At 41.5% G+C, this 23,830-nt stretch carries 17 protein-coding genes, 1 tRNA gene and 1 rRNA gene; 11 read left to right on the top strand and 8 right to left on the bottom strand.

The genetic code is table 11. The annotated features are described in order from the left end of the window. Nucleotides 1-72 precede the first annotated feature (72 nt). From rrf to BMY80_RS09110, 4 genes are all read left to right on the top strand, one after another. Nucleotides 73-187: ribosomal RNA gene (rrf, locus tag BMY80_RS09125) — 5S ribosomal RNA — on the top strand. Nucleotides 188-200: 13 nt separating this feature from the next. Further along, a tRNA-Asp gene (locus BMY80_RS09120) sits at nucleotides 201-278 on the top strand. Nucleotides 279-1,127: 849 nt separating this feature from the next. Next, complete coding sequence (locus BMY80_RS09115; RefSeq protein ID WP_093143000.1) at nucleotides 1,128-2,060, top strand: helix-turn-helix transcriptional regulator; 933 nt, start codon at nucleotides 1,128-1,130, stop codon at nucleotides 2,058-2,060. A 92-nt stretch (nucleotides 2,061-2,152) separates the two neighbouring features. After that, nucleotides 2,153-2,692: a phosphatidylglycerophosphatase A family protein gene (locus tag BMY80_RS09110; RefSeq protein WP_051621980.1), complete on the top strand. Its 540-nt coding sequence runs from the start codon at nucleotides 2,153-2,155 to the stop codon at nucleotides 2,690-2,692. 74 nt (nucleotides 2,693-2,766) lie between these two features. Here the strand turns inward: BMY80_RS09110 and BMY80_RS09105 are convergent, their stop codons facing one another. From BMY80_RS09105 to BMY80_RS09085, 5 genes are all read right to left on the bottom strand, one after another. Further along, on the bottom strand, nucleotides 2,767-4,998 hold the full coding sequence (locus tag BMY80_RS09105; protein ID WP_177178553.1) for a DEAD/DEAH box helicase: 2,232 nt from the start codon (nucleotides 4,996-4,998) through the stop codon (nucleotides 2,767-2,769). A 254-nt stretch (nucleotides 4,999-5,252) separates the two neighbouring features. Next, on the bottom strand, nucleotides 5,253-6,596 hold the full coding sequence (locus BMY80_RS09100; protein WP_093142995.1) for an ATP-binding protein: 1,344 nt from the start codon (nucleotides 6,594-6,596) through the stop codon (nucleotides 5,253-5,255). 213 nt (nucleotides 6,597-6,809) lie between these two features. After that, nucleotides 6,810-7,106, bottom strand: coding sequence for a DNA-binding transcriptional regulator Fis (gene fis, locus BMY80_RS09095; RefSeq protein WP_031579817.1), 297 nt, complete (start codon nucleotides 7,104-7,106; stop codon nucleotides 6,810-6,812). Nucleotides 7,107-7,299: 193 nt separating this feature from the next. Beyond that, nucleotides 7,300-8,175, bottom strand: coding sequence for a 50S ribosomal protein L11 methyltransferase (gene prmA / locus BMY80_RS09090; protein WP_093142992.1), 876 nt, complete (start codon nucleotides 8,173-8,175; stop codon nucleotides 7,300-7,302). Beyond that, the gene (locus tag BMY80_RS09085; protein ID WP_093142990.1) at nucleotides 8,156-9,583 is read right to left on the bottom strand and encodes a PTS sugar transporter subunit IIB; all 1,428 of its coding nucleotides are present in this window, start codon (nucleotides 9,581-9,583) and stop codon (nucleotides 8,156-8,158) included. The genes prmA and BMY80_RS09085 overlap by 20 nt, the downstream gene beginning before the upstream one ends. 345 nt (nucleotides 9,584-9,928) lie before the next feature. Between BMY80_RS09085 and recJ the strand changes: the two genes are divergently transcribed. Continuing rightward, nucleotides 9,929-11,575, top strand: coding sequence for a single-stranded-DNA-specific exonuclease RecJ (gene recJ / locus BMY80_RS09080; protein WP_177178552.1), 1,647 nt, complete (start codon nucleotides 9,929-9,931; stop codon nucleotides 11,573-11,575). A 112-nt stretch (nucleotides 11,576-11,687) separates the two neighbouring features. Here recJ and ppgK read toward each other — a convergent pair whose 3' ends face one another. Together ppgK and BMY80_RS09070 are read right to left on the bottom strand one after the other, a co-directional pair. Then, entirely contained in the window at nucleotides 11,688-12,485 is a 798-nt protein-coding gene (ppgK, locus tag BMY80_RS09075) for a polyphosphate--glucose phosphotransferase (protein ID WP_051621983.1), read from the bottom strand. Nucleotides 12,486-12,638: 153 nt separating this feature from the next. Continuing rightward, complete coding sequence (locus BMY80_RS09070) at nucleotides 12,639-13,922, bottom strand: epoxyqueuosine reductase (protein WP_093142983.1); 1,284 nt, start codon at nucleotides 13,920-13,922, stop codon at nucleotides 12,639-12,641. Between BMY80_RS09070 and BMY80_RS09065 the strand changes: the two genes are divergently transcribed. The 6 genes from BMY80_RS09065 to hfq all read left to right on the top strand — a co-directional run bounded on the left by BMY80_RS09065 (nucleotide 13,921) and on the right by hfq (nucleotide 21,887). Then, entirely contained in the window at nucleotides 13,921-15,498 is a 1,578-nt protein-coding gene (locus tag BMY80_RS09065) for an NAD(P)H-hydrate dehydratase (RefSeq protein WP_177178551.1), read from the top strand. The genes BMY80_RS09070 and BMY80_RS09065 overlap by 2 nt on opposite strands. Nucleotides 15,499-15,518: 20 nt before the next feature. Next, nucleotides 15,519-15,992: a tRNA (adenosine(37)-N6)-threonylcarbamoyltransferase complex ATPase subunit type 1 TsaE gene (gene tsaE, locus BMY80_RS09060; protein WP_093142978.1), complete on the top strand. Its 474-nt coding sequence runs from the start codon at nucleotides 15,519-15,521 to the stop codon at nucleotides 15,990-15,992. 256 nt (nucleotides 15,993-16,248) lie between these two features. After that, nucleotides 16,249-17,859, top strand: coding sequence for an N-acetylmuramoyl-L-alanine amidase (locus BMY80_RS09055; protein ID WP_177178550.1), 1,611 nt, complete (start codon nucleotides 16,249-16,251; stop codon nucleotides 17,857-17,859). After that, nucleotides 17,859-20,105, top strand: coding sequence for a DNA mismatch repair endonuclease MutL (gene mutL / locus BMY80_RS09050; protein ID WP_093142973.1), 2,247 nt, complete (start codon nucleotides 17,859-17,861; stop codon nucleotides 20,103-20,105). The genes BMY80_RS09055 and mutL overlap by 1 nt, the downstream gene beginning before the upstream one ends. Continuing rightward, the gene (gene miaA / locus BMY80_RS09045) at nucleotides 20,102-21,043 is read left to right on the top strand and encodes a tRNA (adenosine(37)-N6)-dimethylallyltransferase MiaA (protein ID WP_093142971.1); all 942 of its coding nucleotides are present in this window, start codon (nucleotides 20,102-20,104) and stop codon (nucleotides 21,041-21,043) included. The genes mutL and miaA overlap by 4 nt, the downstream gene beginning before the upstream one ends. Before the next feature lie 601 nt (nucleotides 21,044-21,644). Then, nucleotides 21,645-21,887 (top strand): RNA chaperone Hfq, encoded by a 243-nt coding sequence (gene hfq, locus BMY80_RS09040; protein WP_093142968.1) that lies wholly within the window; start codon nucleotides 21,645-21,647, stop codon nucleotides 21,885-21,887. Nucleotides 21,888-21,924: 37 nt separating this feature from the next. On the opposite strand, the gene BMY80_RS09035 is transcribed toward hfq, so the two are convergent. Continuing rightward, nucleotides 21,925-23,676, bottom strand: a complete 1,752-nt coding sequence (locus tag BMY80_RS09035) for an IS1634 family transposase (RefSeq protein WP_093139944.1) — start codon at nucleotides 23,674-23,676, stop codon at nucleotides 21,925-21,927. Nucleotides 23,677-23,830: the final 154 nt, after the last annotated feature.

Raw genomic sequence — 23,830 nt, 5'->3', positions numbered from 1 at the left:
AAGAAGTTTTAAGGCGCTTGTGAGTATTGAGAAGGGCTCGGATAAGTAAGCTGATAAATTGTACAGGATACGCCTGGTAAAGATAGTGCTGTTGAACCACCTGTTCCCATTCCGAACACAGAAGTGAAAAGCGGTCACGCCGATGGTAGTGTAGCATTCGCTATGTGAGAGTAGGTCATTGCCAGGCATTTTTTTTATGCGGAGCGGTAGTTCAGCTTGGTTAGAATGCCTGCCTGTCACGCAGGAGGTCGCGGGTTCGAGCCCCGTCCGTTCCGCCACTAATTCAGAGAACCGACTTTTACAGTCGGTTTTTTTGTTTCTACTGTATAGCTTTTATTTTCTGGGTTAAGTATATTCTTAGTTATTTCTTTATCTGATTTTTCGATGTCATCTCTGCTTGGGTTAATCGTTTATGAATGAGCCTGGCAACCCATTTTGCTGAATTTTTGTGCCTTCTGCCATTCATTCTTTACACGCAGCCAGTATTCTTAAAAAGATGAGTTGCTTTCTTATTATTATGATATCTCTATATGTATTTATGCACACAGTTCTATGCGTTTTGCGTAAGGTCTTTTTATTAAATGAGTTAAGCTGTTTTGTAATTTGCTAAAGCTTTATTTTTCAGGTCTTTTGAGCGGTTTTAAGGATCGTTGTCTGTTACTATCAAATTTTGGGTTATATATAATAATTATAATCTGTTGAGTGCATTAAAGATATGTATGTGCGTATAAAAATTCGTTCTATACGGATCGTTAAAAAAATTATTCAAATCAAGATAATAACATTATATAACAATATATTTTATAAATTTATAATTATAACCTACCAATAAACTTGGAATATGTACATTTTTTATGGTTTTGTCTACATTACTAAGTGATTTAATTCGGTAAATGCAATTAAAAAATATATGTGTTTTGATTCTGACAATATAATTTAAAAATGGAAAAAATAAGATTTTTATTTTTTTTATTTGCAAAAACCTTTTAAATTGATCCATAATAGTACACACTACATCTATATTAATAAATCTTAATTTACTTATTATTATTTATTATTTTTGTAATTGCATTAAATTGTAATTTGTAAATTATTATAATACGCACAATAAATCAATGGAAAATACTATGAACCCAATTAATGCTAACGGTAAGTCAGCAAAGACCTCTTCTAAAGGTGTAGCCAATGCACTGAAAAAACAGGTTATTGCTAAACCAGGTACAAATAAATGGAATCAGGAACGACGATTGGAGTTTATTGATTACCGTTTATGTTGGAGTGGACATATCAATCGTTCCGATCTTGTTGAATTCTTTGGAATTTCTATTCCTCAGTCTTCGTTAGACTTAGCCAAATACACTGAAATGGCACCTCATAATCTTGAGTATGACCGTCACCAGAAAGTATATATTAAAACTGCGAAATACAGACCTTTATATAATATCTGCAGTGCAACTTCCTATCTGAATGACTTGTATATGAATGCTCAGGGTATTCTCCATGATACAAGCAACTATCTTTTACAGACTCCAAGTGTCGCATGTTTTGTTCCGCCGAAGCGTACTGTGGACTTTGAGATTCTTACCACTATTGTTTACTGTATTTTAAATAAGAATTCCTTAAGAATTACTTATCAGTCAATGAGTAGGATCGAAGCTACATCACGCATCATTTCTCCACATGCATTAGGTTTTGACGGAATCAGATGGCATGTTCGTGCATACTGCCATGAAAAGCATGATTTCAGAGATTTTGTTCTGTCACGTATTTTATCCGTAGGTAAGATGGATTCTTCCAATATCGATCCTAATGAAGATATGAGATGGAACTTTGTGGTTTCTCTTCATATTATTCCAAATCCTAATCTGTCAGAAAGTCAGAGAAAGGCTATTGAGCTTGACTATGGCATGGAAAACGGTGAAGTTGTGTATAAGTGTCGTCAGGCTCTTCTGTTCTACACATTAAGAACTCTTCGTTTAAGTCCTGATGATGTTGAATCTGACAATAATCAGATTGTATTAAAGAATAAGAATGAGATTTTTGTTCTTCTTAATATGTAACTGAACCTGTTAGATATATTTATTTTAAATTATCATTTTGTGATAAAATTAAACCGCACTTATGTGCGGTTTTTGTTTTTTACGGAGTTGCTATGACAGAAGGTTCAAATCAGGTTAATGATAAACCATTCAAGTCTGACAAGACTAAGCTTGGTTATATAAATTTAGCCAACCCTGTACATTTGCTGGCAACTGCTTTCGGATTAAGCTTAAAGGCCTCAAGACCGGGAACCATCACATCGCTTGCCTCTGTTCCTCTCTGTATTGTTTTTGTAAGTCTTGACTGGTATATAAAATTCCCCTTACTTGTTCTGATGATACTGATATCAGTGTATATATGTACCAGCCTGATAAAACTCATTGGAATGACCAATAAACACAGAATTGTTTTTGATGATTTTGTGGGTATGCTGGTAACCTGTTGCTGTCTAACCGAATGGTACTATGTAGTCATCGCTTTTTTTACTTTCAGATTTGTGGATATGTTAAAGCCATGGCCCATATCTTTGATGTTCAGGCATTTACCTGAAGGTCTTTGCATAGCTATTGATGACGTGATTATCGGAATCTATTCTCTGTTGATTTTAATGACCCTTCAATACGTTATTTTTGAGCCGATGATGTCTCTTTAGTAAGAATTTTTTAGTTGGACAGACCGGCTTCCCTATGCTGAGAAGCCGGTCTGTTGCACTGAGGTTCTGTGTTTTTATCTGTTCATTGGTATATCACTGCAGATATTATAGGCGGCATTGTTTTTCGGATTAAATGGCGTCTTTACGACTAGCGCCTCTTCAAAAAATTTCATGGCTCCGTCTATGTCAAAATTGCGATACCCGTATTGAATGCACTTTAGCTCTTTGCTCAGGTATTTGTCATATTTATCGTATTCAAGGTTGCTGATTTTTGAAGCCATTTCTTCTTCATTAAGTTTAGGTGATTCCAGTATGGTTTTAACTATCTGTTTATATGTAATTGTGGACAACCCCGGAAGCAGAATGTAACTGTCAATTTTTTTTGCCTGTATCTTATAATGTTTCAGGATCTGGACAATGGTATTCATGATTTTGTCTCCCTTCCAAGGGAAAATATACAGACCGTCAAGTCCCATTACATATCTGTTATCTTTCAGTCCGAGTTCTTTGAACATTTCCCTTCCCTCAATAAAATGTTTGGCTGCGGTTTTATTCAGATAGGATGGAATTTCAGTTCCGCAGTACAGTTCAAACATTTTTTCCCTGACTCCGTCATGAATTCTGCTCGGTCTTCCGTCCATAATAATAGGATTTGCCTTTTCCTTGTACGGTTTTACTGAAATCTGTCTCTTTTCACTGTTAAAGAAGATTACCTGCCATCCTTTGCCTGCAAAGAGGAAAGAGTCTCCAAGACTCAAAGGCTGATTCAACGGGACAGTACCGATGGTGGAACCGTTAAAGTCAATGGTATATTCTTCCTGGACCTTGAATGAGCTGTAGAAACTGAATTTTGACACAACTTTTTCCCCAGTAAGTCCCAGGGTCAGGTCTCCGTCTCTCATTTGGGTAATAAGATCATTCTCGCCTAATGATCTAAGAATCTGGGCAAATATTTTTGAGGAAACAAGTGAAAAAGGACCTGACTGACAGAGAAGCTTCCAGAGGCTAATTGCTTTAATGCTTCCAACTTCAGCAATTACGCTCAATATCTGCTGAATGAGAGTTGACATTGCGTACTCATGAGTTGCCGGCGGTTCATACCAGTTGTTCAGCATAAGTTCCAGCAGAGAAGTTGACAGAAAGGTTTCATCTCTCAGCCGGCATCCAAGAGGATTTGATGAGTCTGATGCAGGACTCAGCTCTGATATGAAAAGACGCAGAATCGCTGCACGGTCTCTTCTTCCGGAACGCCCGATTCTCTGTCTTAAACCGGCAACTGATGACGGAGCATCAACCTGAGCAATGGAGACAACATCTCCTATGTCAATACCAAGTTCAAGCGTCTGTGTACAGATGGCGGTCGTCGGGAGATCAGCTGTTTTAAGACGGTTTTCAAGTCTTTCTCTTAAATCCTTGGACAGTGAACTGTGATGAGGGAAAAATTCAACGGGCAGATTGTTGTCGGTGGATATCTTGTCCATTATGGTTGCCAGATACTCTGTTTTGCCACGGCTGTTTGCGAAAACCAGATTGGTTGTTCCTCTGAGAAGTTTAAACAGATCGGCAGCAACATTGTCATAATGATACGGTTTTTCTGAATCCTTCTGTTCATGATCGTTACTGTATCTGTCATAACCTCTGAGCTGCAGCAGAAGAGTCTTGTTGCCTGATTTGCTTTCAATTATACGTGGTGCTGAGTTCGGGGCAGAGCGTAACCATCTGCCTGCTGATTCAATATTGTTCAGGGTGGCACTGAGAGCTATTCTGGTGATTCTTTTTTTCAGAATAACTTCAAGTCTGTGCATCTGACTTAAAAGCTGATAACCTCGTTCAACACCGATAAAGGCATGAAATTCATCAATGATGATGTAACGTAGATTCTTCAGATATTTACGATACCATGTTGAATAGTTTATCAGAAGAGATTCAAGTGACTCCGGAGTGATCAGCAGAATACCTGATGGATTCTGTATCGTCTTGGCTTTTACATGAGTGTTGATATCTCCATGCCATGGAGTTACCTTTATGCCTACGAAGTCGCCCATTGCCTCGATACGTTTGAACTGATCGTTAATTAATGCCTTTAACGGACTTATGTAAATTGCGGCTATGCCTTCAGGATTATCATTGAGTATTGACGTGCAGACCGGAAGGAATGCGGCTTCAGTCTTACCACTGGCAGTAGCAGCGCTTATGATTACGTCAGATTTGTTTTCAAGTATGCATGGAATGGCCTGTTCCTGTATTTCATTCAGCTGTTTCCAGCCCAAATGGTGAAGGTATCTGACGATCAGCGGGTTTAGCATATCTGAGTTTGATTTCTGAGTCATAATAATCTACAGGGTATCTCTTATCTATTTTCAGGGCAGAATGCAGATTTCACGGGCTGGTATCTGTCCCGGCAGGAATTATGTGAAAGTCCGGCGGTTAATAATATTTAATTGTAACACTGTAATTTTAAGGTGTTAACATCGTGAATAAACAAACAGGGATAAACCTGTCTGCTCTGACATTTATCATACAGACATGAGTCTATCCCTGTTAACCGTATAAGTATGAACTATAGTTTGAAGCTTACCAGTTCATCATCATTATCGTTCTGTTCGTTCTGCTCCTCGTTATTACTGTCTGAAGCGACATCAAAACCAAGCATGGATTCATCTTCTTCCCTGTTTATGTTGATGTCTTTTAGAAGTTCAGCCCATTTCAGTTCAGGATTCTGTTCCAGAATGGAAAGCAGATCAACAAACGCTTTAATCGTGTTTCTAGGTGTCTTGAAATACGCTTCACCTATACGTGATGAGCAGTGAATAAGAAACTTTGAAAGAGCTTCATCCGGAACCAGGTAATTATCTTCGTTATAGTAGGCGAAAATGTTTCGAATGTTGTGCAGCAGTACATACAGTTCTTCCGGAGTCAGATTGTTAAGGCGCATAACCGGACCGCTTAAATCATTTACTCCGGCAGCTTTTGCAAATACGTTGCCTGCAAGTCTTGAATGAAGCGCTTCATAGCTGTAAAGCCCTTTTCTAGGATCTTCCAGAAAATCAACGGTGCCACCCATGATGAAGCCTAAGCCTCTGACATTTCCCTGAAGACAGTCATTGATTATTCTCAGTATCTGTTCGTAGTTTGCCTCACGGGAACGCAGATTGTGGATTTTATAAAGATTTACCATTTCATCCATCAGAATAAGTAATCCCTTATACCCTGCAATCTGGACGAAAACACTGAACAGTTTATAAAAATCATAAACGGAAGAGTCGTCAATAATGGTTCTTACTCCCAGATCCTGACGTGCCTCGATTCTGCTGTGATATTCACCGCGCAGCCATTTATTTGCACAGTCTATAAGAGCATTCTTACCTTCATTGAACCCCTTCCAGTAGGACATGATCACAAGTGTGAAATCAAATCCTCCTACCATGTCATTAAGAGGTTTAAGCAGCTTTTTGATAACTTCTGAGCATTCTGTACCGGTTTCTTCAGCTTCGGTTCTTGCCAGGGTAATGAATTTTTCTACAACTGAATTCAGTGCATTTCCATCAGGTTTGGCCCTGGTTGACATGTTGCGGCTTAATTCCTGATAAAGATTGAGAGCCTGACCTTTTGAGGACTGCAGACGTCTGTCTGGAGACAGATCCGCATTCATGGTTACAAGTCCCTTTTCATGGGCAATGCTGCGTACTAACTGAAGAAAGAAGCTTTTACCGGCACCGAAGTCTCCGATAACAAGTCTGAATGTGCTTCCTTCATTGGCTACAAGATCCAGATCATGAATCATTGATTCTATTTCTTTTACTCGGCCAACCTGAATAAACTGCAGGCCGGTACGGGGAGTTACGCCTGAACGTAATGACTGAATAATGGATTCTCTTTCACGAGGTCTCAGTTTTACTGCCATTTATGTATTGTCCTGTTATATTTCCCAATCGATCGTTTCATTATATCCCAGGCGTATGTTTTGTGCATTAAAATTTAGGTAAGGCAGGCAAGATACAGGCGTCCTGCTTTTCATTTTTCACCTTTGCTCAAAAAAGAGAACCCCGTTACATGGATTATTCAGTAACGGGGTTCTATTTTTAAATGAATTACGTTTTGAAACGTAACCGGTAAATTAGCTTAAGCTGTATTTCTTGAGCTTCTTGCGAAGGGTGCCGCGGTTGATGCCCATCATTTTGGCAGCCTTGGTCTGGTTACCATGAACAAACTGCATAACGCGGTCGAGTAAAGGACGTTCAACTTCGCTTAATACGATTTCATATAAGTCAGTAGTGTCTGCATTTTCAGGATTGTTAAGGAAGTTGTTTACTGAAGTTAATACTGATTCATATAAAGGTTTCTGAGGTGCAGCCTGAACTTCTTCTGAAGTCATGGTTCTCTGAGGATTCATTTTATTATTAATATTCAACATTTCAAACCTTGCAACGATAATATAAAACTACTGCAGACGTGAAGTGGTATTCACATAAGTGGTTGTCTGCAGGACGGGTTAAAATCATATAAACTGACGAGCGCATATATTATTATTTTTTAAACAAATTTTAAAGTGTATTTTGCAATTCCGACCGCAAATTTATAAAAAAAATAACTTGAAATTTTTAAATTTATTTTTTCTTTCCTGTAATGCGACACCATTCTTCCTTGAATACAGGTTCATCAAGATCAAACCACTGACTGTATATTTCCATCAGTTCCTGACACTGGTTTTCTATGATGCCGCTGATGGCAAACAGTCCGCCAGGATTAACCATTGATGCGATTGATGGAGCCAGTTCCCTTAACGGGCCTGCAAGAATATTGGCTACCAGAAAATCGGCTTTAAGTCCTTCAGGCTGTTCGGCAGGAAGATAGAGTTCCAGTCTGTCTTTAACTCCGTTTCTGAGGGCATTTTCATTACTTGCTTCAATAGCCTGAGGGTCAATGTCGATACCTATGGCCTTGCCTGCTCCCAGTTTAAGAGCGCTTACGGCCAGAATGCCCGAGCCGCAACCGAAGTCAATAATTGTCTGATCTTTGAGATTAAGGCTGTCAAGCCATGACAGACATAGGAATGTGGTAGGGTGGGTACCTGTACCGAAGGCAAGTCCCGGATCCAGCATAACGTTTACTGCCGACGGATCGGGAATGTCGCACCAGCTCGGACAGATCCACAGACGTTCACCGCATTTTATAGGGTGGAAGTTATCCATCCATTCACGAACCCAGTCCTTGTCTTCAAGCTGTTCCACCTTGTAGGTTATCTTGTCACCGAAATGTTCATAGAAGAAGTCGATGATGCGTTTGGTATCAGTATCAGCGTCAAACAGGCCGATTACGGTTGTATTGGTCCACAGCTTTGTTTCCCCCGGAAGCGGTTCATATACGGGATTATCTATGGTGTCCATATAGGTTACGCTGGCAGCTCCGAAGCCAGACAGCATGCCTGCGATTTTTTCAGCCTTTTTATCGGTAGTTCCCAGTTTAATTTGAATCCATGGCATTTATTTCTTCCTTACAGGTGTACAGATTCTTGAATTTGCTTTTTTCAATCGAATACGGCTCTATTTCATGATACTCACTTGTAATATCCGTCAGACAGTGAGAGGAGATATTTACAATATTGCCGTAAATGTCGGCCGCATTGTCACGTAACGTGTATGAAATGCAGTGGGCCAGACTGTCGCTGTATAAAGTGGCGGTACCATTGGCATTTAACTGTTCAAAATCAATAACAGACTGATCCTGTACCGTAAAGGTTATTGTAGAGTCATGCTTTGATACGTGAACGATATTGTCTAAGCCTCCTAGAGCCTTGATAATGTTAACTGTTTTAAGACTGTAGTCCTGTGTTCCGAGGTCTGACAGTATGTCGATTATAAGTGGTTTTACACGGATAATCTGACCTGTTTTCTGGGTGTAGCGCTGTTTTTCCTTAAGAACCGCGGTAGCGGTAAGATAATTGCAGGTGAAAATAAACAGGGCAAAGGCCAGAAACTTTATATCATAAATGTTTATCTGACTTATGTTTAAATTCGGATTGTAAAAGGCAGTGCTTATATTCTGCGGTTCAAAATGAATCTGATAACCAATGATGTAGTAGAAAACGCAGTTTATCAGATAAAGGCCGAACAGTGACGGTTGCATCCACAGCAGACAGATCATCAGCATACTGATGCTGTAGCCGGTAGTTGAACTGGCCAGGGCCAGCAGAAAAAGCATCAGGTAATTAAGTCTTTTTCGTCTTGTCTGTGTGCGTGTTATCGCCAGAAAAAATGCCGGCAGACCGGTTGTGAACACAGCAGTGGTGGTGCTGTAGAAACTCTGGGATACACCTGTATCAACAATCAGATGGCGTATTTCCAGAATAAAGCTTCCGAAACCGAAAGTTTCACAGAACTGATAAATGATTCCGTATATGAATGAATAGCTGTCGTTGTATATATGACTCATATACAGGTTGTTGATGCCTGTCTGGATATTCTCGTAAAGAGATGATGAGGCAAAGCATAGGATACAGCACAGCACCATCAGTATCATGAAGGTTATTGTTCTGTTAAGAATTTTGGCCGTGAAGGTGATTTTTTTATGGCTTCTCGGATGCAGCAGGGCAGTTGCCAAAGGCCCGAGAAATGCGGCTACCAGTGATGAATAGGTATAATCAGGCTGAATCAGATGCAGTAATTTGTATATGAGAAAGAAAGACGTTACCGTTCCCGTTATCAGCCAGCCGCGGTTGGATGAAGGAATTATCATTGCCAGTCCGAGAGCAAAAACGCACGGGGCAATGGCTGTATACAGGTGACCGTTTCCGTTTGGCAACAGAAAATTATACCCTGTAAGCTGAGCCACAGTGCAGAATAGAATCGGCAGTATTAAAAACAGAGAACGATAATTTATTTCAACTTGCATTGATAAAAAACTGAAAAATATGACCTATATCATATATAATACCCAAAAAAGCGAGAATACACGAAATTTTTAGAAAATTATTTTAGTTATTATATAAATTGAGACATAAAATATATTAAAAGATTATATTATTATCTATTTATATAATATCTCTAATGTGATCAGTGTCGTACATTTTATAGCCATGCAGCACTGAAAAACGTTTTTTCTGTATTTTGAGAAATTTTCGTATTACGATATAGTTTTTCTTGTTCTGCATATGGGCCGCCATTAGTTATGAAAATTGTACACAGGGTTCCTGATACGGAGCTTCACAGTCTGCCTGACTGGAACCTGGATCCGGTATTGACACGTATATTATGGAGTCGCGGTGTAAAGAATCCGTCTGAAGCAGTCTATGATTTGAACAGGATTTTAAGTCCTTCACTTCACGGGATGTCGGAAGCAGTGAACATCCTGGCCGATGCCGTAGTTTCCCAGAATAAAATTATGATTGTGGGGGACTATGATGCGGACGGGGCTACAAGTACTGCTCTGGCAATGCGTTTTTTCAGGGATATAAATTACGGCGATGTCTCTTTTGAAATACCAAGCAGACAGGATGACGGTTATGGCCTGAACAGGTCTATCGTTCTGGCTGCCGCAGAAAGCAAAGTAAACGTGATTGTTACGGTTGATAACGGTATTTCGGCTAATGAAGCCGTATCTCTTGCCGTAAGTCTGGGGATAAAGGTTGTAATCACGGATCATCATATTCCAGGAGATATTATTCCTGACGCGCAGGCTATAGTTAATCCGCATCTGCAGACCTGTACCTTCCCTTCCAAGAATCTTGCCGGAGTAGGGGTTATTTTTTATGTGGTGGCCTCACTTAGAAGCGAACTTAATAAACGCGGTTATTTCAGCGAACGAAACCTAACCGTTCCCGTGGTGAGCAATTATCTTGATTTCGTGGCACTTGGTACCATAGCCGATATGGTTCCCATGGATTACAACAACCGCCTTATGGCTGATTACGGCATCAGACTCATCAGGGCCGGCAGAACCACCAGGGGACTAATGGAGCTTATAAGAATATGCGGTCTTAACTGCCAGAATTTTAAAGCTACGGATATCGTTTTTTCTCTCTGCCCGCGTATTAATGCAGCCGGTCGCATTGCAGACATGAGTTATGGTGTCAAATGTCTTCTTGCTGAACGGGAAGATGATGCCAAGGTCGGAGCAGGTCTGCTGCAGAGCTTTAATGTTGATCGCCGTAATATAGAGGCCGATATGATGAATACGGCTCTCACCCAGATAAGGCTGGAATATGACGGTAATCTTCCGGGAGCCCTTGTTTTATACAATTCATCATTTAATATCGGGGTAATGGGAATTGTGGCGGCAAAAATCAAGGATCTCACAGGACTTACTACCGTAATCATGGCTGATTCCCCGAATGATGAACTGCTTGTCGGTTCTGTGCGTGCCGTTGACGGTTACCATGTATGTGACGCACTGAAAAGAATTAATCAGGAGCATCCTGAAATATTTAAGGCCTTTGGTGGGCACAAAGGTGCGGCCGGTCTGACTATAAGAAGGGAATATCTGAACTTCTTCAAGGAACAGTTTATTCTGGATTCCAACCGCTACAGCAGTGAACGTACCGATGAGGTTATTGTAACCGATGGTGAACTTCCCAGCGGTTACTTCATTTCGGATTTCGCCAGAGTACTAGTGTTTGATCAGCCGTGGGGGGCGGAATTTTCATCACCGCTGTTTGACGGTGTGTTTCAGCTTATCAGTCAGTATGTGGTTGGGGGAAAGCACCTGAATGTCAGATTGAGAATGGCTGATGGAACGGTTGTATCAGGTATGTATTACAATCATGACGTCAAGGTATGGCCTAATTACAGCGTAAAAAAGGTAAGAGCCGTATACGGTTTTGACATTCAGAAAAACAGCAGTGAGGCCGGAGTGAGGGTGATAATCAGAAATATGGAGCCGGCATAGAGTATTTTGTATCTTTCTTACAATGAAAAAGGGAATGTGCGGTACACATTCCCTTTAATGTTTTTTGGGGATAGGTTCCATTATGACTAAAAAGATATCATCAGGATCGGAATTACTCTCCGTCTTCTTTTTCAGCCTCTTCGACTGCCTCAAGGTTCGGTTTTAGTCCGGCTTTCATGCTGTCAGCCGCATGCATGGCTGCGCCGATGATTCCTGCAGTGTTCAGGGTGGTGGCCGTAACTACCCTGGTTCTTACGTCGATTTTTTCAGAAAACTTTTCAAAGCTTTTTGAAGCTCCGCCCCCTAAAATAATCAGATCCGGATTAAACAGAAATTCCAGACGATGCAGGTATTTGTTGAAACGCTTACCCCATTTTTTCCACGACAGATCATGTCGCTGTCTGGCTGAATCTGAACAGTAGTGTTCAGCAATGTCATCATTCAGAATCAGATGCCCGAGTTCAGTATTCGGGAAAAGCTGACCGTTTATGAAAATGGCTGAACCGAGACCTGTTCCTATGGTAATCATCATGACGACTCCGGGAACGTCCCTTCCTGCACCGAATTTGATTTCGGCAATACCGGCCGCGTCGGCATCGTTCAGAACATAGCAGTCATTACCTGTTGTTTCCGTGAAGAGTTTTTCAGCGGGTGTATTGATCCATGTTTTGTCAATGTTTGCTGCAGTAAATGCTACACCGTGATGTACAGTTGCTGGGAAACCGCAACCTACTGGTCCGTGATAGTCAAATTTCGAAATCAGATCCTTCAGTGTTTTGGCCACAGCTTTAGGAGTGGCAGGCTGAGGAGTTTCAATACGAATTCTCTCACTTACAAGTTCACCCTTTTCTGTATCAACCAGTGCACCTTTGATTCCGGAACCGCCGATATCAACACCTAAAACAATCATGCCAGCCTCCTTTTTATAAGTCGGAAAACGGATAACTCTTCGTGATTAATATGATAATACACAGGGAGAGCCTTTTATGTAAATTCTGTTGTAAAACTTAAATTTGGTGTGAGTTTGTACAAATTTTGATTTACCGGGGCTGAAAATCACTGATCAGTCGTGATTGTTGCGAAGCAGAGTGAATGCATGTTCCAGATGTCTGAGAACCATGGTGCATTCACTTATTTCACGAAGCAGTCTGTCGGGCTCCGAATAATTTTCGCCGTCTGTATTTCCAGCAGTAATTTCTGCATGAAGCAGATTCATTCGTTTCAGTACGGAATTCCTTAAAATGACCAGACAGGATATGTATTCTGAGCTGCCTGTGTTTACTGCTGCAATAATGCAGTTGCGCATCATTTTGTAATAGCCTATTCGCAGTATCGGAGTGCCGGAAAAACTTTTTTTGAATTCTTCCGGAGTTAACGATAAAAGATGTGAAAGTTTTAAAAAATCCTGACTGAATCTTGATGAGAATTCAGGATCTGCCGTGATATCCGTTTTTTTGTTGAACGGACAGCACAGCTGACAGGTGTCACATCCGTAGATGCGGTTCTGAAGTCCGGACCACAATTCTTCCGGAATATAACCGCCGTATTCGATGGTAAGATATGAGATGCATTTTTCGATTCTGAATTTTTTAGGATTAAGGGCTCCGGTAGGGCAGCTGGAAAAACACAGTCTGCATTTCTCCGGACATTCGAGGCTGTTTTTACCTGAAGATAAACCGGATATGCAGTTATTACTGTTTTCGTCTGAGGCATCATTAAGAACTGTCGTAAAAAAAGGATAATCAGACTCCGTATTTTTTTCAGTATTCATGGTAATTATCTTTTTCGGATCAGGAAGGTTCAGGGTTGTGAGCAGTTCTCCGAGAAAAATCATGCTTCCGGCATTTTTCAGCCTGACAAGGTTGTTTCTTCCTTTTGCCATAAAGACTGAAGCCTTTGCGAAATGCTGTTCGTAGAAGGGAGCACTGTCAGTGATGGCTCTGAATCTTATGTCCGGAAAAGTATTTTTCAGCCAGTTTCCGAGTCGATCAAGACGCTGTTTGATAACCTTGTGATAATCGCGCCCTCTGGCATATGCGCTTATATATCCTGTATGAGGATCTGCAGGATAATCTGAACTGTGGTAGCTGAGAGATATGCTGATAACCGAGCGGGCACCTTCAAGAATCAGCCCCGGGTTGTTTCTTACCTCTTGGTTTCTGGTAAGGTATTCAAGATCTTCAGGGACACCATTACCGAATTTTTCTTCAAAAGACTTTTTACCGCCAATGGCATAATCAGTTGGTATAATATGAAGAGAAATGATTTGCAGTTCACTGCATTTCTGTTTCAGTTTTAACCAGAAATCACTTGTTAGATCCGGTAATTCGTTAGAGAGCTCGTTCATGACAGATTATTCCCTTACACATATACCCTTTACTGATACTTTAGCACAAACAGTGCTTGATTGTGCACAAATAAGAGCCGTGGAAAATATCTATCATACAGACAGCGGCTATGCCCTTATGCAGTATGCGGCAGATTCAATCTATCAGAAAATCAGGGAACTCAGACTTGCGAATGACAGACAGGTAGTGGTCTTTGTCGGTTCTGGTAACAACGGCGGTGACGGTTATGAAATAGCCGCAGCAATGCTGAAGGACGGTTTCAGTGATGTCTCTGTTATCAGGGTTGTGCCTCAGAAAGCTGGAATTGATGCCGTGCATGCACGTGATAATTATCTCGGATGCGGCGGACATGAAACGGATTTTGACAATCAGGAACTTGTCGACGGGATGATACGTGACAATGCCGTAATTGTGGATTCAATGCTGGGTATTGGTATAACGGCTGTTGGAAGCAGTCAGAATTCGCAGAAAATCAGCAATGCGGTAAGACTCATAAACAGACTGAAATCCGAAAGAAAGCTTCTTGTTTTAAGCGTGGATATTCCCAGTCTTCTTAACGCGGATAACGGAATGCCTGTCGGGGGCGAGGCCGTAAAGGCTGATTATACCTATACCGTGTTTACATTTAAGACCGGGACAATAACCGGCAGGGCAAGGGATTTCTGCGGAAAGGTGTTTGCGGTCGGCAATACCCTGCCTGATTTCGAGAGCAATATAGTTGCAGCCCGCAGGTCAGGGACGGAAAAACATCTGGTAGCTTACGACGATATCCGCCCGTGGCTTCCGTTAAGAAGTAAATGTGCCCATAAGGGAAATTCGGGACGTGTTCTTCTTGTCGGAGGTTCATCCGGTATGACAGGTGCCCTGATTCTGTCATCTCTTGCTGCTTTAAGAACCGGAGCAGGTCTGATAACAGCTCTTGCCCTTTCAGGAGAACATCAGGCGTTTAATTCTGTCAATCCATGCATAATGACGGCCGGAACAGACAGTCTTGATGAGAAAATAAAGACTACAGGAGCTCTGCTGGTGGGGCCGGGAATGGGAAGAAATCAGAATGCGGAAAACGTCTTTAAAAAATGTATAATGAGTTCATCTTCCATGGTTATAGATGCGGATGGACTGTATCATCTGCATAATTTGGGTTCTTGCGAATTCAACACTGTCCCGGTGCTCACTCCTCATGTCGGGGAGGCTGCATTATTATGTGACACTGATGCCTCAGCGATAGAATCCGACAGTGTCGGCTTTGCTCTCATGATTGCAGAAAAGTATAAGGCCGTGTGTGTACTGAAATCTGCTGCTACCGTGATAGCATCACCTGACGGAAAGGTTTATCTGACCGACACCGGCTGTTCAGGAATGGCAAGCGGAGGAATGGGAGATCTGCTGTCCGGGATTATTACTTCACTTCTGGGGCAGGGGCTGGAGCCGGTTATTGCCGCCGTCGCCGGTGTGCTTATTCACGGTGAGGCCGGCAGGGCGGAAGCTCAGGAGGGTGGAAACATAGGCATGTGTGCCACTGATCTGCTTCCGCATATAAGACTGCTGGTGAACGGCATTGCGCCGAAGAAATAGAGAAATAAGGAATATTGTATATGCAGAAAAAAGTTTTCCCGTTACATGATGAGACAAAAACTGAACTGCTTGGGGCAGTACTCAGTGGTATATGCAGACCGGATACCACCATTTACCTTACCGGAGATCTCGGTGCGGGAAAGACAACAATGACCAGAGGTTTTATCAGGGCAAGAGGGTATAACGGTGTGGTTAAGAGTCCTACCTACACTCTTGTTGAAGAGTATCAGACCGGAAAGACATTTGTATATCATTTCGACCTGTACAGGGTAAATGATCCCGAGGAGCTGGAGATGATGGGGATCAGAGATTATTTTTCTCCATATTCCATAAGAATAGTTGAATGGCCGTCAAAGGGTGAGGGATTACTGCCTGAGGCTGATCTTGAAGTTCATCTTGAAATTATCGGCAATACACGTAATGCAGTCGTTACCGGACTTACGGAAAAAGGATGTGCTGTCGTGGAAAGCATGGTTTTTCCAAAGACGCTGTAGTTTGAATCGGCAGACGTTATGGTAACGGTTCCAAAGTTTTAATTTATTAACAAAAATTTAATTAATAGTATTTCCGTCAAGTGTATAATAAAGGATATCATGCCGGCCAGTCAGTCGCGGATATCTTTGATTTTATATTTCAGAAATTTTTTTGTACTGAGTTTTATTATTAAAATAATTTATGATGTGTGGTTACTTTAAATTTTTTTCCGGTGGAAAGTTTTTTGCTGCAGCCGTTCTGTGTGTTCTGCTGGGAATGACTGCAACATTTGCGGAAGCTAACGATATAACCGGAATCAAAGCTTCACAGACAAAGGATTCAACCAGAATCATTATTGAAACTGAAGACGCTCCTAAATACAGTTACAGTGTTTCTCAGGACGGTACGGAATACACCGTCAGAATTATGAATATCGGTAATCCTAAGAAAAAGTACGGAATGGCGACAATTACCAGCGGAAGTATTCTGAAATCAGTCAAAAGAGGCTCAGGAAAACAGGAAGTGTTTTATGTGTTCGGACTGAAAAAGCCTGTGACTCCTACCTTTAATTCCTATCGTAACAGCAGTGGAAGCGGTGCAAAACTGGTAATGGAATTTCCTCATAATCAGACTGAAGCAGACAGAAAGAAACTGTTGCCGGTAAAGCCTGCCGGCGCTACTGCAGTGACCAGAACCGACAGTAATAAATCAGAAGGTCAGAACAGGAAAACAAATCCACAGACAGTGAACAGGCCTAAATCAGAAAATCTTAACAGTCTGGTTGCCACAGCTCCAAATGCAGGAAAGTCAGCTCAGAAGAGTGACATGGAAGTACTTGAGGATGCTCTTTTCGATACCCTTAACGAGGCCAGCGACAATGATGATCCTTCTGAAAGCGTGGAAAAAAGACTTTCCAGTCCTGAACCTCCGAAGCCTGTTCATAATGCACGAAAGAACAAGAATACCTGTGTTGTCGTGATTGATCCTGGACATGGCGGTAAGGATCCGGGGGCAATCGGCAAAAACGGAACATATGAAAAGAACGTAACACTTGGAATTTCCAAGTATCTGCTGGAATACATTAATGGTGATAAAACCCTTACAGGTTATCTGACCCGTTCCAATGATAAGTTTATTGCTCTGGGAGACCGCTCAAAAATAGCCCGTACACGCAGGGCTGACATGCTTATTTCAATTCATGCCGACAGTGCGGCCAATTCTGAAGCGAACGGTGCATCCGTACTGGTTCTTTCCAAAGATAGGGCTGATCGTGAAAACGACAAGATTACGGCAAGAGATCAGACAAAATTAATCGGCGGTGCAGGAGATGCGATTAATCATATGTGCGGTGAAAACAAGTATCTCAAGGACTGTTCATTCGTGGTTGATCTTGCGTCAAGCTCATCAATGAATTACGGTTTTGAACTTGCCAACAAGCTTTTAGGACGACTTAAGATGATAACACGTCTTCATAAAAAGACTCCTATCAGCCGTTCCCTTGCGGTACTCAAGGCTCCTGATATTCCGTCACTGCTTATCGAAACCGGTTACCTTTCAAATAATGATGAAGAAAGACTTCTTGCAACAGATAAGTACAGACGCAGAATAGCTTACGGCATTTATCTGGGAATCAAGGACTTTGTTGAAGCGAATCCTAGTGTATGCGTAAATACGGCTTCAAGTGTTTCTTCATCAGCTCCTTCCAAAACATCAGGCAGTGCTGGCAGAACATCCGGAAGTAAGGCATCGGTTGTCCATGTGGTGAAGAAAGGGGAAAATCTTACGGTAATTGCCAAAAAGTACGGAGTATCGGTAGCATCTCTGAAGAAGCTTAATAATCTTCGTACAGGACAGGTTAATGTAGGACAGAGACTCAGGATTAAGTAATGTCAATTCAGGTTTTGCCACCACAGGTTGCCAATCAGATTGCCGCCGGAGAAGTTGTTGAGAGACCGTCAGCTGTAGTAAAAGAGCTGATGGAAAACTGTCTCGATGCCGGTGCCACCAGAATACTGGTTGAAATCGTTAACGGCGGGGCAAAAAAAATACTGATAAGGGATAACGGCTGCGGTATTCCTCAGAATGAACTTGCACTGGCTCTGAAACGTCATGCCACGTCAAAGCTTTCCTCCATTCAGGATCTGAACAGGCTTACCAGTATGGGATTTCGCGGAGAAGCCCTGGCATCAATTGCCGCGGTAAGCAGACTTACACTGACATCAAAACCAGCTTCGCAGAATATGGCTTATGCCGTTGAAGTTGAAGGGATTGCTCAGGAGCCCAAGATATCTCCGGCTTCCCATCCGGACGGAACGACCATTGAAGCTCTGGATCTTTTCTTCAATACCCCGGCAAGACGTCGCTTTTTAAAAAGTGAGAAGACTGAATTTCTCCAGGTTGAAGAGGTGTTTAAAAGAATAGCCATAAGCAGACCGGATGTGGCGTTTGTGCTGAAAAACAACGGTAAGGTGGTTTACGATCTTAAGGCTGTCGGTTTTCAGAATGAGATCAGGCGGCTTGAAGCTCTTCTGGGAAAAGGCATTGCTTCTGAACTGAATTTTTTTGAATGGAGTGATACTTCTCTTTCAATAAGAGGGTATGTTTCTGTCAGAGCAAAGAGCAAACCGGTACAGTATTTCTTTGTGAACGGGCGAATTGTCCGTGACAAGGTGGTCATTCATGCCGTTCGTGAGGCTTATGAATCAGTGTTCGCGGAAAAAGGGGACGTATCATATGTATGTTTCCTGCAGATGCCCCCGGAAGATGTGGATATCAATGTTCATCCTCAGAAGTCTGAAGTGAGATTCCAGGAATCCAGAAGAGTTCATGATTTTATACAGACATCCGTCATGAATGTGTTCAGAAATGCTCAGATGGTATTGCCTGAAACCATGAATGATACGGCGAATTCACAGCAGAGTCACCATTACGGCGGAGTCAAACCTCTGGCTTTTGATGAAAAAAGCGTGTCCGATTTCTGGGCTCTGAATTCAATGAAGAGCAACACACAGGGCGCCGTAATCGGGGAGAATGGCTCTCAGATAAAAAAAATGGATCTGAATGAACTGCTTGATACGTGTACTGATACCCCTCCTGAAGTATTTAAAAGGACTGAGACAGAGAAGAATCAGGTCGAAAATTCATCGGAGTCTTCAGACAGTGACATTTCGGAAATGCCGTCTTCCGTAAAGGACACTCAGGATCATGTTGAAAGTTTCCGAAAGGACGTTTCCGGACGGAAGGATAACAGCTGTAACGGAAATTCAGCCGGAGGAGCATCGCTTAACTATAACAGAATGTTTAATCTAGGCAGAGGAAAATCCGGCTTTGGCGAAAGAGCTTCCTCCGGTTATTCCGGTTCCGGACGAGCCAGGTGGTCCGGCGATGCCATGAGTAAAATGTTTGGCACAGCTGCCGTGGAAACGACAGAAATGTTGTCAGAGGGCTCCGGCGTAAACAATCGTGACGAAACGCTGACTGCATGCACAGATACCGCCCCCGTCAGTATTAAATCTGGCGGCTTTCAGAATGAAAGTTTTCAGGAAGCTGATGTTAACTGGCATGACCCGTGGTATAAGGATGAGGTAAGTGAATTTTCTCTGTACAGGGTGGTGACGGTTACCGATGATGCTGAATATGCCGTTATTTCCAACGGATCTCAGATAAGGCTGATTGATATAAAAAAACTGGCACAGGCTCTTTTTACTGATTCTTTTATGGATAACCGCAGACAGCTTCTGCAAACGGTTAATCTGCTTGTACCTTTTGATTTCAGGGAAAAAACTTTTTCGCCGTATGTGGATGGAATACTGCATGATCTGGGATTTGTCACAAGAGTTTCAAAGTCGGCTTTTACCGTTCTGGCAGTACCTTACATTGTACACGGTCTGAATCTTGCCGACATACTTGCTTCCCTGCTTGAAAGACTGGATGACACTACCGGGGTAAGAGATGCCATGGATATTTTGGCGGAAGTTCTTTTTAATGCGAGAATACCGGAAAATCTGAGTTCCAAGATGATAGCCAGACTGGTGCAGAGCATAACTTACGAAAAATATTTTGAAGAAAAGCTGAGTTCTGCATTCGAAAATATTGATTTATCAGTTTATATAGAAAATTTACGGAAAAAATGAAACCATCAGCCATTTCGCTTATGGGGCCTACAGCCTCAGGAAAGACAAGTCTTGCCATCAGATTAGCCCAGCAGATTAATGGTGAAATAATCAGTGTGGACTCTGCACTTATTTACAGGGGCATGGATATAGGTACGGCCAAGCCTTCTGTTGAGGAAAGACAGGGCGTGCCGCATCATCTTATTGATATAGTTGATCCTTCTGAGACATACAGTGTTGCAGGTTTCAGGAATGATGCCATCAGACTGATAAATGAAATTACTTCAAGAGGGCATGTTCCCGTTCTTGTGGGGGGGACGATGCTTTATTTCAAAGCACTGACAGAGGGCCTGTCACCTCTCCCGAACAGTACTCCGGAGGTGAGGGCCAGGGTTAATGCCATCATAGCTGAAGAAGGTCTTCCTGCTCTTAGGGAACTGGTGCACGGAGTAGACCCTGAATCATGGGCGCGAATCAATGAAAATGATGCACAGCGCCTGGGCAGGGCATATGAGGTTTATCTGGTCAGCGGTAAAAGCATGACTGATATAATCAGGGAAAACGGTGTTTATGAATGTCCGGTTGATCTGACGGAATTTGCACTTCTTCCTGACAGGGAAAGAAAATATCTTAAACCGCTTATTGCCGCGCGTTTTGACAAAATGCTTGAACAGGGATTTGAAGATGAGGTCAGAAAACTCTACGACCGCGGAGATTTGAGTCCCGAACTGCCGTCAATACGCTCAGTGGGGTACAGACAGATGTGGATGTATCTGGATGGTTCCGTAGATTTCAGGGAAATGAGGGAACTGTCCGTTATTGCCACGTGTCAGCTGGCCAAAAGGCAGATGACCTGGCTTCGCGGCTGGAAAAGTCAGGTTGGTTTTCTGGATCCCATGTCAGAAAATAATCTCCAGATTATTATTGGAGTGCTTAGGAAAAAAGGTGTGTGTCAGTAATTGAGAAAAAGTATATAAATATATATCTGTCGGGATATATAAGTAATACAAATAATTAAGTAAAATTACTATTTTTTTAATAAGTGTATTTGAATCGTAGAAAAAGATAATATAGAATACATCAAAGAAATGTAAAAAATATGGTGATGTATATCAATTTTTGTAAAAGTATGTATTACATAATAAATTTTATATGGTATTTCTATAAACGATTTAGTTTTTTTGCATGCTGAGTTATATGAACAGTCACGATCTGTTTCTGAACGTGGATGTTCTGAAAATATTTCCTGACTGAGTATTGAAAAAAGATGTAATGTAGGGCAATACATAAAGTTTTGTTTTACGTGCTCGTAATGACATAGTAAACTGTGTTATGAAGAGTGTATCTGTTCGTGTCGCTTAAATCAGGGAAAGGTCTTAACGACTGTATGATAGATGCAGTGCGCGACGGTAGCCGGTCATTTGTAGTGACTGGTATTTGTTTTTCAGAGTAATCTGTTCTGTATTACAGATGCTATTGTCTTTCAAATGTTTATGACAGATGATAGACGGCTAAGGCCAATAATTATTATAAATAATAACAATAATATAAGGAACGCTTATGTCCAAAGGACAATCATTACAGGATCCGTTTTTAAACGCTTTACGAAAGGAAAGAATCCCTGTTTCAATTTATCTTGTGAACGGAATAAAACTGCAGGGGCAGGTTGAATCATTTGATCAGTTTGTAATCTTATTGAAGAACAATGTGTGTCAGATGGTTTACAAACATGCCGTTTCCACAATTGTTCCGGCTAGAGCTATCGCAAATCTGAATACCACTGAGTCCGATAAGGCTGAATAATCTGTATTCTTACCCCTAACTCCGCAGATCATAGTTTCTAATTTTTGATTTGCTTCTTTGGGTAAGGTATGCCGAACAAGTCGAAGAGATCTCTGGTTTTTTTAGGGATCTCTTTTGTTATGTAAGTACCTCTTCCCGGTGCCTTTGTGGCCTGAAGCTTTTTAAGCTGTATCATTGCCTTTTCCAATGATTCTCCTGGAAGTACCTTTCCGTCCGCTTTATGTCCGGCAGCGCTAACGCACATCATCATCCTCAAGGTCTGAGCCAGTAGATGAATGAATATTTTTCCCTTATATGTTGAACCGGTGGCATAGAGGCGTTCTCCTCCGTTCAAAACCTTAAACTGTTTAAAGGCTACTTCTACGATATTCCTTTCTCTGTATATAACAAGAGCATCAAACGGGTTGGAAATTTCATTGGTTCTTAAAGCGAAATATCCATTGTAACGGCAGGCTTTTTCCACTGCGTCAGCTTTCAGATACCAGGTCTTTGTTTTCTTATCCTGCTCTAAATATTTTGAGTATCTCTGCCATAAATTCCGATCGATTTTTAATTTGTTGTTCTGGATGTCTAAAAGTCTCTGTACATCACGCATGAAGTTAACATTTTCCTGTTCTCCTAAAGTTCCTGAGTGATAAAGATGGAGGTAGACATCATGGTCTATGGTATAACCGTCGCAGGTAGAGCTCCATTTCTCGACTTCACCGGTTCTGGCATAAACACCCAAGGCTCCATTCATGAAAACAGGATTGCTCAGTCTTTCCTTATATCGGTCAATCTTTGCCTTTACGGCGTCTTCTGTAAGCTTAACACCAGTTAGAAATTTTATTTGAACGTTAATCTGTTTTTGAACGTTCATAACAGAGGAATAACCACGGTCTGTAACTACTAAAATGTCAGACAGATCCATACCAATGTTTCTCATCCGCATAATAATATCCGGAAATATGGTCATGTCGTTAACAGAGCCTTCTGATTCATATGCATAACAGACATCGCCGGATTCATAATCCACACATAGAGTCAGATTAACCTGTTTGAGAAAGTCATCCTGTTTGGCATGACCAAAAGCCGCATCATCAATCGACTTTGAATATGTGCTGATGCTGGTTGAATCCATGGCCATCATCATGGGAGGTACATACTGCCCTTTCTTATGGGCATATTCCTTTCTTTGCTGATGAAGTTCAGTAAGTCTCGAAAGGCGTAATTTAAAATAATTGTCTATTTTTTCCTGGGTAACAGTGGCCAGAAGCCTGCTGATTTTCTGACTGGATAAAGGTTGGGCATCAGGAAGATAATACATGGAAAGCCAGTCTTCATAATTATGCATGGCCATGGCATGAGAACATAACTCATAAATACCGAGTCTAAGAAGCTCAATGCCATCTTCTCCAAAAGCTGCTTTTAATGAACTGATTATTCCATATCGTTTTGCCATTTCCCACAGGGAATAGGTCAGACCGAATGAGATGCAGTCACATCTCCAGGACAAATCAATATCAGCATCCCGCTGAATGGATAAAGCTTCTTCATCAGACCTGACAACAAGTCGGTTGTCTTCATAAAAGACAGAACAGTCTATATATTCAGGGTGTTGTTCAAGATAGGTTTTTCCCAATGAAACCTTTCCGTTATCGGTATTAAGTCTGCCTACATGAATACGTTTGGCGACACGTGACTGCTTTTTTACTGAATCCCATTTATTGTAGTAAGAGATGATGTAGGTTCTACCTTTTTTGTCTGTATAACTGGAGAAATTCCACTTGATGTCTGTTGAGTCTGTCATATAAATAGTTCATTAGATATATCATGGACTATGTTATACCCATAACGAAAAAAAATAAAGAGAATTTTTTAAAAACATGGGAATAAATGTGATATTTAATGGTTTTATGATGAGATTCGCCCTAGTTATAAACTAGGGCGTGCGGAGTTTAGGT

Origin of the sequence: Ruminobacter amylophilus, from assembly GCF_900115655.1 — a bacterium.
GTDB lineage: Bacteria > Pseudomonadota > Gammaproteobacteria > Enterobacterales > Succinivibrionaceae > Ruminobacter > Ruminobacter amylophilus.
Note: the sequence above shows the minus strand (reverse complement) of the source record. Positions and strands in the feature narration are given on the sequence as shown.

Excerpts from the sequence above, each read along its gene's own strand:
- BMY80_RS09115 (WP_093143000.1), top strand. The coding sequence starts at position 1,128 with ATGAACCCAATTAATGCTAACGGTAAGTCAGCAAAGACCTCTTCTAAA.
- BMY80_RS09110 (WP_051621980.1), top strand. The coding sequence starts at position 2,153 with ATGACAGAAGGTTCAAATCAGGTTAATGATAAACCATTCAAGTCTGAC.
- BMY80_RS09105 (WP_177178553.1), bottom strand. The coding sequence starts at position 4,998 with ATGCTAAACCCGCTGATCGTCAGATACCTTCACCATTTGGGCTGGAAA.
- BMY80_RS09100 (WP_093142995.1), bottom strand. The coding sequence starts at position 6,596 with ATGGCAGTAAAACTGAGACCTCGTGAAAGAGAATCCATTATTCAGTCA.
- fis (WP_031579817.1), bottom strand. The coding sequence starts at position 7,106 with ATGTTGAATATTAATAATAAAATGAATCCTCAGAGAACCATGACTTCA.
- prmA (WP_093142992.1), bottom strand. The coding sequence starts at position 8,175 with ATGCCATGGATTCAAATTAAACTGGGAACTACCGATAAAAAGGCTGAA.
- BMY80_RS09085 (WP_093142990.1), bottom strand. The coding sequence starts at position 9,583 with ATGCAAGTTGAAATAAATTATCGTTCTCTGTTTTTAATACTGCCGATT.
- ppgK (WP_051621983.1), bottom strand. The coding sequence starts at position 12,485 with ATGATTGTTTTAGGTGTTGATATCGGCGGTTCCGGAATCAAAGGTGCA.
- BMY80_RS09065 (WP_177178551.1), top strand. The coding sequence starts at position 13,921 with ATGACAGATTATTCCCTTACACATATACCCTTTACTGATACTTTAGCA.
- BMY80_RS09070 (WP_093142983.1), bottom strand. The coding sequence starts at position 13,922 with ATGAACGAGCTCTCTAACGAATTACCGGATCTAACAAGTGATTTCTGG.
- tsaE (WP_093142978.1), top strand. The coding sequence starts at position 15,519 with ATGCAGAAAAAAGTTTTCCCGTTACATGATGAGACAAAAACTGAACTG.
- BMY80_RS09055 (WP_177178550.1), top strand. The coding sequence starts at position 16,249 with ATGACTGCAACATTTGCGGAAGCTAACGATATAACCGGAATCAAAGCT.
- mutL (WP_093142973.1), top strand. The coding sequence starts at position 17,859 with ATGTCAATTCAGGTTTTGCCACCACAGGTTGCCAATCAGATTGCCGCC.
- miaA (WP_093142971.1), top strand. The coding sequence starts at position 20,102 with ATGAAACCATCAGCCATTTCGCTTATGGGGCCTACAGCCTCAGGAAAG.
- hfq (WP_093142968.1), top strand. The coding sequence starts at position 21,645 with ATGTCCAAAGGACAATCATTACAGGATCCGTTTTTAAACGCTTTACGA.
- BMY80_RS09035 (WP_093139944.1), bottom strand. The coding sequence starts at position 23,676 with ATGACAGACTCAACAGACATCAAGTGGAATTTCTCCAGTTATACAGAC.